The sequence below is a fragment of the Cryptosporangium sp. NPDC048952 genome, assembly GCF_043197895.1.
Taxonomy (GTDB): domain Bacteria; phylum Actinomycetota; class Actinomycetes; order Mycobacteriales; family Cryptosporangiaceae; genus Cryptosporangium.
Genome location: NZ_JBICTY010000001.1, coordinates 958,392 through 973,043 on the forward strand (window position 1 = coordinate 958,392; position 14,652 = coordinate 973,043).

14 protein-coding genes are annotated in these 14,652 nt (G+C 71.0%); 11 read left to right on the forward strand and 3 right to left on the reverse strand.

Going from position 1 to position 14,652, the window contains the following annotated elements; translation table 11 throughout:
* The first annotated feature begins 170 nt into the window (after positions 1–170).
* Both ACGFY5_RS04465 and ACGFY5_RS04470 read left to right on the forward strand, forming a co-directional pair.
* Positions 171–755 (forward strand): hypothetical protein, encoded by a 585-nt coding sequence (locus tag ACGFY5_RS04465; RefSeq protein WP_392717231.1) that lies wholly within the window; start codon positions 171–173, stop codon positions 753–755.
* 5 nt (positions 756–760) lie between these two features.
* Positions 761–1,858 carry a MazG family protein gene (locus ACGFY5_RS04470; RefSeq protein ID WP_392717233.1) on the forward strand — a complete coding sequence of 366 codons (1,098 nt, stop codon included), beginning with the start codon at positions 761–763 and terminating at the stop codon, positions 1,856–1,858.
* A gap of 258 nt (positions 1,859–2,116) precedes the next feature.
* Here the strand turns inward: ACGFY5_RS04470 and ACGFY5_RS04475 are convergent, their stop codons facing one another.
* The gene (locus ACGFY5_RS04475; RefSeq protein ID WP_392717235.1) at positions 2,117–3,103 is read right to left on the reverse strand and encodes a matrixin family metalloprotease; all 987 of its coding nucleotides are present in this window, start codon (positions 3,101–3,103) and stop codon (positions 2,117–2,119) included.
* Between the two features lie 133 nt (positions 3,104–3,236).
* The gene (locus ACGFY5_RS04480; RefSeq protein WP_392717237.1) at positions 3,237–5,057 is read right to left on the reverse strand and encodes a PAS domain-containing protein; all 1,821 of its coding nucleotides are present in this window, start codon (positions 5,055–5,057) and stop codon (positions 3,237–3,239) included.
* A 153-nt stretch (positions 5,058–5,210) separates the two neighbouring features.
* Between ACGFY5_RS04480 and ACGFY5_RS04485 the strand changes: the two genes are divergently transcribed.
* From ACGFY5_RS04485 to ACGFY5_RS04520, 8 genes are all read left to right on the forward strand, one after another.
* Positions 5,211–6,818, forward strand: coding sequence for an ATP-binding protein (locus tag ACGFY5_RS04485; RefSeq protein ID WP_392717239.1), 1,608 nt, complete (start codon positions 5,211–5,213; stop codon positions 6,816–6,818).
* Positions 6,815–7,498 carry a response regulator transcription factor gene (locus ACGFY5_RS04490; protein WP_035848720.1) on the forward strand — a complete coding sequence of 228 codons (684 nt, stop codon included), beginning with the start codon at positions 6,815–6,817 and terminating at the stop codon, positions 7,496–7,498. The genes ACGFY5_RS04485 and ACGFY5_RS04490 overlap by 4 nt, the downstream gene beginning before the upstream one ends.
* Positions 7,499–7,517: 19 nt before the next feature.
* Complete coding sequence (locus tag ACGFY5_RS04495; RefSeq protein ID WP_392717242.1) at positions 7,518–8,093, forward strand: Uma2 family endonuclease; 576 nt, start codon at positions 7,518–7,520, stop codon at positions 8,091–8,093.
* A gap of 29 nt (positions 8,094–8,122) precedes the next feature.
* Positions 8,123–9,718 (forward strand): DUF885 domain-containing protein, encoded by a 1,596-nt coding sequence (locus ACGFY5_RS04500; RefSeq protein ID WP_392717244.1) that lies wholly within the window; start codon positions 8,123–8,125, stop codon positions 9,716–9,718.
* A 104-nt stretch (positions 9,719–9,822) separates the two neighbouring features.
* On the forward strand, positions 9,823–11,106 hold the full coding sequence (gene eno / locus ACGFY5_RS04505; protein ID WP_392717246.1) for a phosphopyruvate hydratase: 1,284 nt from the start codon (positions 9,823–9,825) through the stop codon (positions 11,104–11,106).
* Entirely contained in the window at positions 11,106–11,804 is a 699-nt protein-coding gene (locus tag ACGFY5_RS04510) for a septum formation initiator family protein (RefSeq protein WP_392717248.1), read from the forward strand. The genes eno and ACGFY5_RS04510 overlap by 1 nt, the downstream gene beginning before the upstream one ends.
* Entirely contained in the window at positions 11,801–12,298 is a 498-nt protein-coding gene (locus ACGFY5_RS04515) for a DUF501 domain-containing protein (protein ID WP_392717250.1), read from the forward strand. The genes ACGFY5_RS04510 and ACGFY5_RS04515 overlap by 4 nt, the downstream gene beginning before the upstream one ends.
* Entirely contained in the window at positions 12,295–13,203 is a 909-nt protein-coding gene (locus tag ACGFY5_RS04520; RefSeq protein WP_392717251.1) for an exopolyphosphatase, read from the forward strand. The genes ACGFY5_RS04515 and ACGFY5_RS04520 overlap by 4 nt, the downstream gene beginning before the upstream one ends.
* Here the strand turns inward: ACGFY5_RS04520 and ACGFY5_RS04525 are convergent.
* On the reverse strand, positions 13,200–13,622 hold the full coding sequence (locus ACGFY5_RS04525; protein ID WP_344651340.1) for a hypothetical protein: 423 nt from the start codon (positions 13,620–13,622) through the stop codon (positions 13,200–13,202). The genes ACGFY5_RS04520 and ACGFY5_RS04525 overlap by 4 nt on opposite strands.
* Before the next feature lie 160 nt (positions 13,623–13,782).
* Between ACGFY5_RS04525 and ACGFY5_RS04530 the strand changes: the two genes are divergently transcribed.
* Positions 13,783–14,454: a dienelactone hydrolase family protein gene (locus tag ACGFY5_RS04530; RefSeq protein ID WP_392717253.1), complete on the forward strand. Its 672-nt coding sequence runs from the start codon at positions 13,783–13,785 to the stop codon at positions 14,452–14,454.
* The last annotated feature ends 198 nt before the right edge of the window (positions 14,455–14,652 follow it).

Genomic DNA, 14,652 nt, shown 5'->3' on the forward strand with positions numbered 1-14,652 from the left:
GGTTGTCACGTGATCGCTCGTCTCGGCGAACACACCCGTAACCCGTAGGTCTTGCGTGAGGTTGTCGGGGGATACCCGTACAGTGGCCGACGTTCCGCCCTGACCCGACAGCACGGACGGTAATCGCTTCGTTGCCGCACCGTCCGCGCGCTGAGCGTTGAGAGCGTGTGGTGTTCCGTCGTCTGCTGGCCGTCGCTGCCGTCCCCCTGCTGATGATCGGGCTGACCTCGTGTCAGTCCGACCCGACCGTCGCGGCCTATGTGGGCAGCGACGAGATCACGACTGATCAGATCGACAGTTACTTCGACAAAGCGGTGAACGATCCGCTGTCGTCGGAGCTCGTCTCGCAGAACCGCGCCGATGTCAAGCCGCGGCTGGTCAGCATGCTGGTCTTCATCGAACTGCTGAAGGAGACGGCGCAGGACGCGGGTGTGCCCGTCACCGCCGGTGAGATCGCGCAGGTGAAGGCGCAGGTCGAGCCGCAGCGGCAGCAGGTCACCGGCGATCTGGCGCTGCTGCCGCTCGACGAGTTGGCCGAGTTCCAGGCGTACCGGCTGAAGCTGAGCCAGTGGGCTTCGGAGAGCGGCGGTTCGCAGCAGGGCGCCGAGAAGAAGTACTCCGACGCGGTGCGTGCGGCCGAGAAGGACAACCCGGTCACCGTGAACCCGCGGTACGGGAAGTTCGACCTCGAGAAGGTTCCGGAGCTCGGTAGCTCCGACGTCGCGGTCAAGTCCGCGTCGCCGGCTCCGCAGTAGTCGACGTGGTCGCTCGGCTCGTCGTTCTGGTCACGTCGCCGCGTCTGCCGGCCGGTCTGCTGACCGCTGACGGGTGGGACGCGGTGCGTTCCCACCCGGTGTTCGCCGCCGGTCCGTCCCCACTCTCCGACGCCGTCCGCGCCGCCGGCGTCCCCGTGACCGAGGTCGGCACCGACCCCGAATCGGCGCTCGCAGCACTCCGCCGCGCCGCCGAATCCGCCGCTCCGGCGGCCGGCCGCGCGCCTGCGGACGGCGTGCCCGCGGACGGCGCGCCCGGGGCTGGCGATGCCGGAACGGTGATCGGCGGGGCCGCGGTGTGGCTCGCGGGGCCGGCCGACGCTGCCGGCGACGGGGTGCCGGCCCTGCTGGCCGAGCGGCTCGCGGCGGATCCGGGACTGGATTACCAGGTCGAGGTGCTCTACGGCTCGTGGGATCCGCCGGGGGCGCGGCTTCTCGACGTCGCTTCGGTGATGGACCGGCTGCGATCCCCGGGCGGATGCCCGTGGGATGCGGAGCAGACCCACGAGTCGCTCCGGCCCTACCTGCTCGAAGAGGCCTACGAGGCCTACGACGCACTTCTCGACGGCGATCTCGAGGCCCTGCGCGAGGAACTCGGCGACGTCCTGCTCCAGGTCGCGTTCCACGCGCGCGTCGCGTCCGAGAACCCCGACGAGGGCTTCGACATCGACGACGTCGCCGGCGACCTGGTGGCCAAGCTGGTCCGCAGGCACCCGCACGTGTTCGCCGACCGCTCGGTCTCCGGCGCCGATGAGGTCGACACGAACTGGGAAGCGATCAAGAAGGCGGAGAAGAAGCGCGACTCCGCGCTCGACGGAGTCGCGCAGTCGCAACCGGCGCTGTCGCTGGCCGCGAAGTACCTTTCCCGGGCCCGGCGCGCAGGAGTGACGGTCCAGCCGCCGGCTCTCCCGCCGTCGCTGGCCGCTCCGGACTCGGCCGACGCTCTGGGCGAGCTGTTGTTCGCGCTGGTCGCCGCCGGTGACGCACAGGGGCTGGACGCGGAGGCCGCGCTGCGGGCGGCGGCCCGCCGGTTCGCGGACGACGTCCGGGAGGCCGAAAGCCGGGGCCGGTCAACCCCCTCCTGAGGACCGACCCCGGCCGTTCCACCGCGGCCTGCCGCTCCTTCGCCGAAACGGCCCGGTGGTTCGCGTCCCGGAGCCGCGTCGACGTTGACGCGGGAGACGTCGTGCGTGCCCGGGCAACGCTGCCCGGGGGCGTCAGCTGCCCCGGCCGGTTGGCGGACCGGCGTTGCTGGGAGGCACCCGGGGCGCTGACACCCCTAACAATGAGCAACCCCGGGAGCACGGAGGGTGCTCCCGGGGTGCGCTCGCGTTGCAGCGGATTCAGCGAACCCCGTACATCGCCGCGAGGCCCTTGTAGTCGCCGAGGCCCAGCGTGCGCTTGCCGACCGAGCAGGCCGAGAGCGCCGGGGTCATGACCGCGCTGGCGTGCGCCGCCTGGCTGACGTGGTTGAGGCCCAGCGAGTGACCACGCTCGTGCAGGACGACCGACTGCAGGTCGTAGGCGTTCGCGCACTTCTTCGTCGAGGTGAAGAACTTGTACTGGGTGTTGAGCGCGGTGTCGGTGCCGGTCACGGTCTTCTTGCCCTTGATGGTCTTGAAGTACGTGCAGGTCATGCCGAGCCACTTGCCCGAGCCGGCGCGCCAGCCGATGACGTTGCGGCCGTCGTTGCCGGTGCAGTTGCCGGCGGCGCCCACCTGGACACCGGCGGAGGTCGAACCACCGTACGAGGGGACGAGCTTCAGGCTCTTCTGGCCGCACGCCTTGGTCAGGCCAGTGGTGGCGGCGGAGATCGAAGCCGCGGCGGAGCTGCGCACGGACGCCGGGGCGCCGGCCGGGTTGTAGTACCACTTGAAGCTCGGCAGCTTCCAGCCGGACAGCGCGTAGGCGGCGTCCTTGCAGGTCTTGGCGGCGGCCGGGCGGATGGCGGTGGCGTTGACGGCCTGCGCCTCGGCGTGCTCGTCCGCGGTCTCCGTCTCCGTCTCGGTCTTGACGACGACCGAGCCGTCGGCGGCGCGGCTGACGGTGATCGACGTCTCGCCGGAGACGCTCTGGGCCGCGGCCTGGACACCCTCGCCGGCGGCGGGGATGCGGACCGTGAGGCCCTGGTAGCGGATGTTGTCGCCCTGGGCGGAGATCGTCGAGAGGTTGGTCTCGGCGTCGGCCGCGACCAGCTTCGCGGCCGGGGCGGCCGTCGTGAAGGTGGCCGGGGCGGTGGCAATGCCTGCGGTAACCGCGGCGGTGGCGACCAGCGCGGCGACCGAGATGGCCGGGGCGGAGATTGACCGGAGGGTCAGCAGGTTACGCATGCCCTCTACGTCGGAACGCCCGAGTGCGCGCGACGGTGCGGAAAAGTTTCCGCTCGGGAGCGCGGATCCGCGCTCGCGCCGCAGCGCCTAAGCGGCAACCCGGGCGTCGGGGCGCGCGGTCAGGGGCGGCGGGTCAGGCTTCGGACTCCGGGAGGTTGGGGCGGACCGGGAGGGTAATTGCGAACGCGTCGGTCTGGCCGCCGCGGGGTGTGGCCAGCTGGCCGCCGTGCCGGGACACGATCGCCCGCGCGATCAGGAACGACAGCGCGTTGCCGGCGCCGCGGTCGCCGGTGGTGAACAGGTGATCCCCCGCCGCGAGCGCGGACGGCGACCCCACCCGCACGGTCCAGTGCGACGCCGCGAACGTCACCCGCACGTCGAGCCGCGTTCCCGCGTGCGCCGTCGCGACGATCGTCAACAGAGCTTCGACCGCCTGGCGGAACCGCCCCGGATCGACCCGGAGCATCGGCCCGGTGACGTTTTCGGCCAGGTCGACGGTGACCCCGGCGCGCTCCGCGGCGTCGGCAAAAGCTTCCACGGCCTCCGCGACGACGTCCGGCAGGTGCACCGCACGCAACGTCAGTGGCAGCGTGCCCCCCTCCAGACCAGCGAGCGTGAGGAGGTCGTCGACGATCCGCAACGTCCGGTTGGCGTTGCGAGCGATCGCTTCGAGCGCGATGTGCCGCTGGTCGCTCGGAGCGTCCGGCTCCTCGGCCAGCATCTGGCTGAACGTCGCGATCGAGGTCAGCGGCGTGCGCAGCTCGTGCGACGCAGCGGAGACGAACTCGGTCTTGAGCTGGGCGACCTCGGCCAGCGCCCGGTTGCGCTCTTCCAGCCCGCGCCGGATCGTCGCCTGGTCGGTGACGTCACGGAGAACCCACAGGTGACCGGCGACCGAGCCGTCGAAGTGGATCGGGGCGTAGTCGCGGACGATCACCCGGCCGTCGGTGAGCGTGAACTCGGTGCCGGTGGCCGGTTGCCCCTGCTCCAGCAGACGGAGCGTCTCGTCGCGCAGCCCCGCAGGGTCGGCGAACAGCTCGGTCGGCGGCAGCAGCTCGACGGTGTGCTCTCCGATGATCCGCTCCACCGGTACCGACGAGCCGATGACGCGAGGCAGCGCGGCATTCGCCGTCACGGCACGCCGATCGGAATCCTCGACCAGGATCCCGTCCCGCAGCGACCCGATCAGCGTGTCGATCCGCGCACTGTGCAGCTGTTCCCTGCGCTCGGCGTCGACCGCGCGGGTGACGTCGATCGCGTAGATGGCGATGCCCTCGACGGCGGGTTCGTCGGTCAGGTTCTGGACCGTCAGGGCGTAGCAGCGCCACTCGCGGCCGTTCGACCCGGGCGGGCGCAGACGCACTTCGACTGTCTCGGAGTCGCGGTCCAGCGGACCGGTGCCGGGGCCGGGGGCGTTGAGGGCCGCACCGAACAACGCACGGATCGTCGTGAGGTCGTCCGGGTGGACGATCGACGCGGCCACGTCGGTGGTCGGCGGGCCGGAGCCGTGCAGGCGCACCGCGGCCGGTGACGACCAGCGCCACCGGCCGTCCGGGTCGAACACCATCGTGACAACGGGAGAGCGCCCGACCAGCGCGCGGTGGAACCACTCCGACTGGCGACGCACGTCGACCCGTGGGGAGAGCGGGGCGACGACCACCGTGTACCCGCCACCGGGTACCGGCGTCACCACCAGGTCGGCGGGGAACTCGCTTCCGTCGGCGTGGCGGGCGGGGAGTTCACGGCACCCTTCGCCGTCCGGACCGGCGCAGGCGTCGTAGAGCGGCCGGAGCGGGTCGTCGGCGCCGTCGCGGAGGCGCGCCGGGACGATCAGTTCGCCCAGCGTCCGGCCCAGCACGTCCAGCCGTCGATGACCCAGCAGCTCCTCGGCGCTGCGGGAAAACGTCAGCACGCGGCCGTCCGGATCGACCGTGACGACGGCGAGCGGCCCCATCCGGACTCCTCCCGCTGCTGGAACACCCGGGGCGGGCGTTACGTGTGTCAATCTGCGCAGATAGTCTCTACTATGAGAAAGATACGCAAAACTAGTGAAAAGTGAGTTTCGTGTCGCGTGCGGCGGACGATCGCCTGCCGGCGGAGGAGGGGCGTGGCCGAGGTCACGGACGGGGGCGTCGCGGCCGGTAGGGCCGTGACAGTCGGGGCGGCGGCTCGTACGGCCGCCCCTTCGGCGCGCCCCGAACCCCGGCTTCTCCGCGGCTCGGAGCGCCCCGAACTCTTCCGGGCGGTGGTCGAGGCCGCGCGTGCCGCGGTGGCGATCGTCTACCCCGACGGCTCCTGGACCGCGCTCGGCGACACGTTCACCCGCGGTCTGGGCCACTCGGCGGACCTCCCGGCACGCACGCGCCTCCTCTCGCTCGTGCATCCGGCCGACCGTCGCAGCGTGCTGGAGTCGTTCCAGGCGGCCCGGGACGGCCGGGAGCCGTCGCAGTCGATACCGGTACGGGTGCGTACCGCGCAGGGCTCCTGGATCGAGCTGGCGACCACGGTCCGCAGCCGCCTGCACGACCCGGACGTCGGCGGCGTCGTCTACTACGGCGTCGAAGTGGGCCGCGCGCGCGACGCCGAGCGGGCGTTGACCGAGACCCACGCCGGGCTGGAGCGCCTGATCGAGACGCTCGCCGTCGGCATTCTGCTGGTCGACGGCGCCGGGCGCGTCGCGGTGACCAACCGCGCGCTGCTCGAACTGTTCGACGTGCCGGGCCCGCCGCAGCGCTATTCCACCACCGACGCGCGGGCCCTGCTCCGGCGGATGGCCGGCGCGATGCGCGCGCCCGACCGGGTCGCCGACCGCCTCGACCGGCTGCTCACCGAGCCGTGGACCGCGCTGGACACCGACCTGATGCTGGTCGGCGGCCGGGTCGTGGAGATCGACGTCGTACCGGTCGGCGCGGGCGGTGGAGCGCTGCTCCACGCCTGGGACGTCACCGCCAGGGCGAACATGCAGCGCAACCTGGAAGAGCGCAACGAAGCCCTCGCGGCCCTGGTGGCGGCGAAGAACGAATTCGTGGCGAGCGTGTCGCACGAGCTGCGCAGCCCGCTGACCTCCGTGGTCACGTTCAGCAACCTGCTGGCCCAGCCCGACTGGGGCGAGCTCGACGACGAGCAGCGTCAGTTCATCGAGGTGATCCAGCGCAACGCGGATCGGCTCCTGCGGCTGATCGAGGACCTGCTCCTGCTCTCCCGGCTGGAGGCGCGGACGCTGCAGTTCGTGCCCAGCCGCGTCATCCTTCCCGACCTCGTGCGCTCCGCGGTTCTGGAGCGCGCTCCGATCGCTCAGGCAGCCGACGTCACGCTGAAAGCCGAAGTGTCCGGCGACGCGGTGATGTCCTGCGACGAGCTCCGAGTCAACCAGGTGCTCGGGAACCTGATCGGCAACGCGTTGAAGTTCACGCCTGCCGGTGGACAGGTGACCGTGCGGTGCCATCCCGCAGCCGACGGCTGGCGGCTGTCGGTGACCGACAGTGGCATCGGTATTCCGTCCGAAGATCTGGACCGGATCTTCGAGGCGTTCCATCGCGCGTCCAACGTGGAGAAGCACAGCCATCCTGGCACCGGCCTCGGCCTGGTGATCAGCAAGGCGATCGTGGAGCGCCACGGCGGGTTGATGGAGATCACGAGCGAGCTCGGCAGGGGGACGACGGTGACCGTTTGGTTGCCGCAACGCCGGGTCGGCGACCGCGAGGGGGACCGGTGAGCAAACTACTGGTTGTCGAGGACAATCCGGATATCGCACTCGGGCTCAAGCTCTTGTTCGAGCGTGCCGGACACAACGTCGAACATGCCCAGGACGGGCGGGAGGGCCTGCGCCTGGTGCACAAGGTGCGGCCGGACCTGGTCGTGCTCGACATCGGCCTGCCGATCATGGACGGCTGGCAGGTGCTCGAGCGGGTGCGGGACATCTCCGACGTCCCGGTGCTGCTGCTGACCGCGCACGGTCAGGAGCGGGACAAGGTGCGCGGGCTGCACGGTGGTGCGGACGACTACCTGACCAAGCCGTTCACCAACGGCGAGCTGCTCGCCCGGGTGACCGCGCTGTTGCGTCGCTCGTCGGCGCCGGACTGGTCGGAGGAGATCTACGACGACGGCCGGCTGCAGTTGGACCCGGTGCGGCGGTCGGTGACCGTGGACGGGGAGTCGGTGCACCTGACGCCGATCGAGTTCCGGCTGCTCAACACGCTCGCGCGGCACAAGGGGGCGGTGCTCTCGCCGTCGCAGCTGCTGTCGCAGGTGTGGGACGACCCGACCGGCATCGGCGCCGAGCGCGTCAAGTTCGCCGTGCTCCGCCTGCGCCGCCGCCTCGGCTGGTCCGACCCGTCCGACAGCCCCATCGAGTCCGTACGAGGAGTCGGCTACCGCTACCGCCCACCCGCCTGACACTGCTAGGCTCGTGCCCATGAGTAGGCCGATGCGGAAGTCTGGGATCTCCGTCGACGAGTGGCTCGCCGCTTGTGAGGCTGCCGGTCCGGGCCAGCGTGTCGAGATCGTCGACGGGGAGTTCGTGATGCGACGTGTGGGTGGGAACCCGCACCACTTCGTCAGTTACCGGATCGCGGAGGAGTTCATGCGGCAGTGGCCGGGCGTGATCGCGTCGCCACCTGCTCACTGGGGCCTCGAGTTCGCCGAGGACGGAGAGATGCTCACGTCCCGCGTGCCGGACGTGCTCGTCGATGGGGACTCGTTGGTCAACGACCCGGTGTTCGTCGGTGTGCCGCAGGCCGTCGCCGAGGTGTGGTCGCCGAACAACACCTTGAAAGAGATGAATCGGAAGCGGCGTGAATACCGAGAGGGCGGCGCTCCGATCTTCGTCGAAGCGTTTTTAACCGACACGCTGGACGTGCATCTTGAATGGCTCGTGCTGGAGGGCGACCGATGGGTGAGTGTCGCGGCAGCGAGTGGAGCGTCACAGTTGAGGGTGGGCGGGTCGCGGCCGTTCTCGGTGGTGCCCAACGCGCTGCTACGGCCGCAGTAGACGCCCGCGCGGCACTACAGTGGCGCGTCATGACGCGTGAGTTCCGCAAGACGGCGGAGGCCGTCGTCGACGACCTGCTCGCGGGCGACCCGGTGACCGCGTACTACGCCGGTGACCACCGCACCGACCACGAGCTGCCCGACTACTCGGCCGATGCGGTCGCCGACCGGGTCCGACGCCTCCGCGAGGACGCCGACGCGCTCGTCGAGATCGACCCCGACGACCTCGGCCCCGAGGACGCCGTCGACGTGCAGCTGCTCGCGTCCGCCGTCGACGAGCGGCTGTTCGCGCTCACCGAGCTGCGCGAACACGAGTGGAACCCGCTCGTCCACAACCCGGGCGCGCTGCTCGACGGGCTGATCACCCGCGAGTTCGCCCCCGCGGCGGAACGTCTGGAAGCGCTGATCGACCGGCTCCGCACGATTCCGGACACCCTCGCCACCGCCGAGAACGTTTTGCGTGACTGCCCGCGCATCCACGTCGAGACCGCGCTCGGCCAGCTCGACGGCACGGCCGCGCTGCTCACCACCGACGTGTCCCGGCTCGCCGACCAGGTGCCCGGCTTGGACGTCACGGCACCCCGCACCGCCGCGCTGGCCGCGCTCGATCGGCACCGCGCCTGGCTCACCGACCAGCTGGACACCGCCGTCGGCGAACCCCGGCTCGGGCGTCGCCGCTGGGAGGCCAAGCTCTGGCACGAGCTCGACTCCGAGCTCACCGCGGGTGCGCTGCTCGAGGCCGCCGAGAAGCGCCTGGCCGACGTCGGCGAGCGCCTCCGCGAAGCGGCCGAAGAACTCACCGGCTCCGACGACGTGCGCGCCGCCCTCGACGCACTGGCCGCCGACCGGCCGAACGACGCCACCGTGCTCGGCCGGGCCCAGGACGACCTCCGCGCCACGATCGACTTCGTGCGCGCCCACGACCTGGTCACGCTCACCGACGACGAGTGCCGCGTGATCGAGATGCCGGAGTTCGCGCGGGGCGTCGCGGTGGCCTACTGCGACCCGCCGGGGCCGCTCGAGACCACGGAGCTGCCGACGTTCTACGCGATCGCGCCGACCCCCGCGGACTGGTCCGACGAGCGTCGCGAGTCGTTCTACCGCGAGTACAACAACCACATGCTGCAGAACCTCACCGTGCACGAAGCCGTGCCCGGTCACTTCCTGCAGCTCTCGCACGCCCGCCGGTTCCGCGCGAGCACCCGCGCCCGGGCGCTCTGCATGTCCGGCTCGTTCGTCGAGGGCTGGGCGGTCTACGCCGAGGAACTGATGGCCGACACCGGCTTCGGCGGTGCGCAGGTGCGCCTGCAACAACTCAAAATGCAGCTGCGGATGACGATAAACGCGCTGCTCGACCAGCTGGTGCACGCCGAAGACCTGGCCGAGGACGACGCGATGGCCCTGATGCTGGACAAGGGCTTCCAGGAGGAACGGGAAGCGGCCGGCAAGTGGCGCCGTGCCCTGCTCACCTCGGGCCAGCTCTCCACGTACTTCGTCGGCTACACCGAGGTGAGCGCGATCGCCGCGGCCAGGCCCGCCGACGTCTCGGTGAAGACCTGGCACGACCGCATGCTCGCCCACGGTTCGCCCTCCCCGCGGCACCTGAAGACGCTGCTCGACGTGTAGGGCACCGGTGCGCGTGTCGGTACCGGGCCGCGACTACGCTGCGAGGGAAGAGCGGCGGGCCACCGCCCGACCGCCATACGCCCCGACCATGAGGAGCGATGCACGTGGCCACGATCGAGGCCGTCGCCGCCCGTGAAATTCTCGACTCGCGCGGTAACCCGACCGTCGAGGTCGAGGTCATCCTCGACGACGACACCGTCGCCCGCGCGGCCGTCCCCAGCGGCGCCTCCACCGGCGCCTACGAGGCCGTCGAACTGCGTGACGGCGGCACGCGATACCTGGGCAAGGGTGTCGAAAAGGCTGTTCAGGCCGTCGACGACGAGATCGGCCCCGAGCTGGTCGGCTTCGACGCCGCCGAGCAGCGGCTGATCGACCAGGCGATGATCGACCTGGACGGCACCGACAACAAGGGCCGTCTCGGCGCCAACGCCATCCTCGGCGTTTCGCTCGCCGTCGCGAAGGCCGCCGCCGACTCGGCGAAGCTGCCGCTGTTCCGCTACCTCGGTGGCCCGAACGCGCACACGCTGCCGGTGCCGATGCTGAACATCCTCAACGGTGGCGCCCACGCCGACTCGAACGTCGACATCCAGGAGTTCATGATCGCGCCGATCGGCGCGGGCTCCTTCAAGGAGGCGCTGCGCTGGGGCGCGGAGACCTATCACGCCCTGAAGAGCGTCCTGAAGTCGCAGGGGCTGGCCACCGGCCTCGGCGACGAGGGCGGCTTCGCGCCGAGTCTCTCCAGCAACCGCGCCGCGCTCGACCTGATCGCCACCGCGATCGACAAGGCCGGCTACACCCTGGGCACCGACATCGTGCTCGCGCTCGACGTCGCCGCGACCGAGTTCTACCGCGACGGCTCGTACGAGTTCGAGGGTGCGAAGAAGACGAGCGCCGAGCTCGCCGACTACTACACCGAGCTGGTCAACAACTACCCGATCGTGTCGATCGAGGACGGCCTGTCCGAGGACGACTGGGACGGTTGGAAGGCGCTCACCGCCGGGCTGGGCCAGCGTGTCCAGCTCGTCGGCGACGACCTGTACGTCACCAACCCGGAGCGCCTGGCCCGCGGCATCGCCGAGAAGGCCGGTAACGCCCTGCTGGTGAAGGTCAACCAGATCGGCACGCTCACCGAGACGTTCGACGCGGTCTCGCTCGCCCACCGGGCCGGCTTCAAGTGCATGCTGAGCCACCGCTCCGGTGAGACCGAGGACACCACGATCGCCGACCTCGCGGTGGCGACCGACGCCGGTCAGATCAAGACCGGTGCCCCGGCCCGCTCCGAGCGCATCGCCAAGTACAACCAGCTGCTGCGCATCGAGGAGGAGCTGGACGACGCGGCGATCTTCGCCGGTACCAGCGCCTTCCCGCGGTACACCCCGGCTTCCTGATGGCCGGTCCGCGCCGTACTCCCAGTGGCCAGCGTCCGTCCCGGGCCGGTGGTAACCGCCGCCCGTCGACGTCGTCGGCCGCCAGGAGTGCGGCGCGGAATCCTGTTCCCAGGGGAACCACCCCCCACGGCGGGCGGGTCACCGGCCGGGTTCCCGGCAAACAGCGTGACTACCCGGTCTCGTCCCTCCCGGCCCAGCGCCGGGGCGCGGGACGCAGCCCCGGCGCCGGTAGCCGGGAAGGCCGCCGGCCGGGCGTCCGCCGCACCGCGGCCTCCGCGACCGCGGCACTCGACGGACGTCGTTTCGTCCGCCGCGGCGAAGGCCGCTTCACCGGCCGCGCGGCAGTGCTCGCCCTCCTTTTCGCGGTGCTCGTGCTCACGCTCGCGTACCCGGTCCAGCAGTACCTCGCCCAGCGGTCGCAGATCGCGGAGGCCGAGCGCGCCCAGGCCAAGCAGAACGAGCGGATCACGGCGCTACGCTCGGAGCTGGACGCCTGGAACGACCCCGAATACGTCAAGGGTCAGGCCCGGTCGCGTCTGCAACTGACCGAACCAGGGGAGAAGCGGTACGTCGTGCAGGACCCGTCACGCACCGGTGGAAGCCCGACCACCACGGAACCGTCCGGTTCGCCGGCGAACGACCCCCGCTCCTGGTACGGGCGCCTCTGGGACAGCGTCGAGGCGGCCGACCAAAAGTGACAGGCCTCGATCCGGCCGACCACGACACGGTGGCGGCTCAGCTGGGACGTGTCCCGCGCGGCGCGATCGGCGTCGCCCACCGCTGCCCGTGCGGCGCGCCGGACGTCGTCGAGACCGCGCCGCGGCTGCCCGACGGCACGCCGTTCCCGACCACGTTCTACCTGACCTGCCCTCGGCTGGCCGGTCTGCTGTCCACGCAGGAGTCCGGTGGGCTGATGCGGGACATGTCCACGCGGCTGGACGAGGACCCTTCGCTGGCTGAGCGTTATCGTGCCGCGCACGAGGACTACCTGGCACGGCGCCGCAAGCTCGGCGACGTGCCGGAGATCGACGGCGTCACCGCCGGTGGCATGCCGACGCGGGTCAAGTGCCTGCACGCGCTGGCCGGCCACGCGCTGGCCGCCGGGCCGGGCGTGAATCCGTTCGGCGACGAGGCCGTCGAAGCGGTAGGCAACTGGTGGGAGCGAAACCCGTGCTGTTCGGAGAGTCAATGAGGGTCGCGGCGATCGACTGCGGGACGAACTCGATCCGTCTGCTCGTGGCTGACCTCACTGCAAACACCTTGGTCGACGTCGTACGCGAGATGACGATCGTGCGGCTCGGACAGGGTGTGGACCGGACGGGCCGGCTCGCCCCCGAAGCGATCGAGCGGACGCGGGTGGCGCTCGCCGGTTATGCCGCGCAGATCCGGGAGCTCGGCGCCGAGCGGGTGCGCATGGTGGCCACGAGCGCGAGCCGCGACGCATCCAATGCGGACGAGTTCCGCGCGATGGTGGTTTCCACTTTGGGCGCCGCGCCGGAAGTGATCACCGGCGACGAGGAAGCGCGGTTGTCGTTCGACGGTGCCGTCCGGGGTCTTTCCGACGCCGAGTCGCCGTATCTGGTCGTCGACATCGGCGGGGGTTCCACCGAGTTCGTGCTCGGCACCGACGGGGTGGACGCGGCTCGTTCCGTGGACGTCGGTTGCGTGCGGCTCACCGAGCGCCACCTCCGCAGCGATCCGCCGACTCCCTCCGAGATCGAAGCCACCGAGCGCGACGTCGTCGCGGCGATCAACCTCGCCCGCGAGACCGTGCCGGTCGAGAAAGCCCGGACGCTCGTCGGGCTCGCCGGGTCGGTGACGACGGTGACCGCGCTCGCACTGGGGCTCACCGAGTACGACCCGGGAGCGATCCACCACGCCCGGATCTCACGCGACCAGGTCGCTGAGGTAACTTCGCGCCTGCTCGGTCAGACCCGCGAACAGCGCTCGGCTTACCCGGTGATGCACCCGGGCCGCGTGGACGTCATCGGCGCCGGCGCGCTCGTCCTGCGCGTGATCATGGACGAAGTGGGCGCCGACTCGGTCGTCGCTTCGGAGCACGACATCCTCGACGGCATCGCCTGGTCGCTCGCTTAGCCGGTGCGGCGGACGTCCGCGCGGAACTGCTCCTTGGGTTCGCCCTCGTCGCGGGTCCACCACCAGGAGTAGGTGAGCGAACCCGGCTGCGGTGCGGTGATCACGATCCGGGCGGTGAGGCCGCCGTCGTACGCGGTGAAGATCCCCGGCTTGCTCTCGTTGAACGTCACCACACCCGGCAGTTCCGTGCAGCACACGTGCAGCGCCTGCCGACCGTCCTCACTCGTCGTCAGGACCGAGTGCTCGACGTGGTGCAGACCGCGGCGGTCGGACGTCGCCTCGTAATCGATGACCACTCCGCGAGCCGAGACCACCGGCGTCACGACCAGCCGGGCCAGGAACGGCCCGGACTCGGCGCCGTCGCCGCGTCCCCGGTAGAGGCCCGGGGCGGCGAGCAGTTCGGCCAACAGTGTGCTCATGCGCGCACGTTATCCGGTCCACTCCAGGCGGGGAAAAACGGGGACCGACGCCCCTTCCGCATCGATTCAGGATGGTTGATCTCGATTGTGACGTAGCGCCGGATCGGTTCCGCGCGGTCCACTCGCGTGATTGGGTGACGCCAATCGAAGGGAGTCTGCCGTGGGTGAGAACGTCAGTTTTCAGGTTGATGGCGGAACGGCGGACGGCTATCTAGCGCGGCCCGAGAGTGATAGCGGGCCGGGCATTCTGGTGCTGCCGGCCTGGTGGGGGCTGGGCGGGCAGATCAAGTCGGTAGCCGACCGCTTGGCCGGCGAAGGGTTCGTGGCCCTTGCGCCGGACGTCTACGGCGGCACGGTGGTGAGTGACGCCGACGAGGCGCAGAGACTCGCTGAAGATTTGTCCGTGGATCGGGTGTCCGCGGATCTGGTGGGAGCCGCTGAGTATTTGGCTGACGCCGTGCAGGGAAAGATCGGCGCTGTCGGGTTCGGACTCGGTGGGTCGTTGGCGTTGTTCGCCGCGGGGTTGAGTGACGACGTCGTGTCGACTGCGGCGTTCTATCCGTTGGTGCCGTGGCAGCCGACGGCGCCGAACTGGGGCGCGTTCGGTGGCACCACAGCGGTCGTGCACGTCGCGGACGAGGACGCGGCCACGACAGGGCCGGAGCTCGAGCTCGCGAAGAAGGCCGTCGAGCAGGCCGGCGGCGACTTCACCGTCCACGAGTACCCCGGCACGAAGCGCGGCTTCTACAACGACGACCGCCCAGACGCCTACAACCCCCACGCCTCCCAGACAGCCTGGGCCCGCAGCCTCGAACTGTTCCGCCGCCCCTAACGGCGACGGTAAAGGGGTGTGGGGGCTACCGCCCCCACACCCCTTTCGCCCCGCGCTATCGCCCGCGCTGCGCCCCGCGCTATCGCCCGCGCTGCGCCCCGCGCGCCCGCGCTGCGCCCCGCGCGCCCGCGCTGCGCCCCGCGCGCCCGCGCTGCGCCCCGCGCGCCCGCGCTGCGCCCCGCGCGCCCGCGCTGCGCC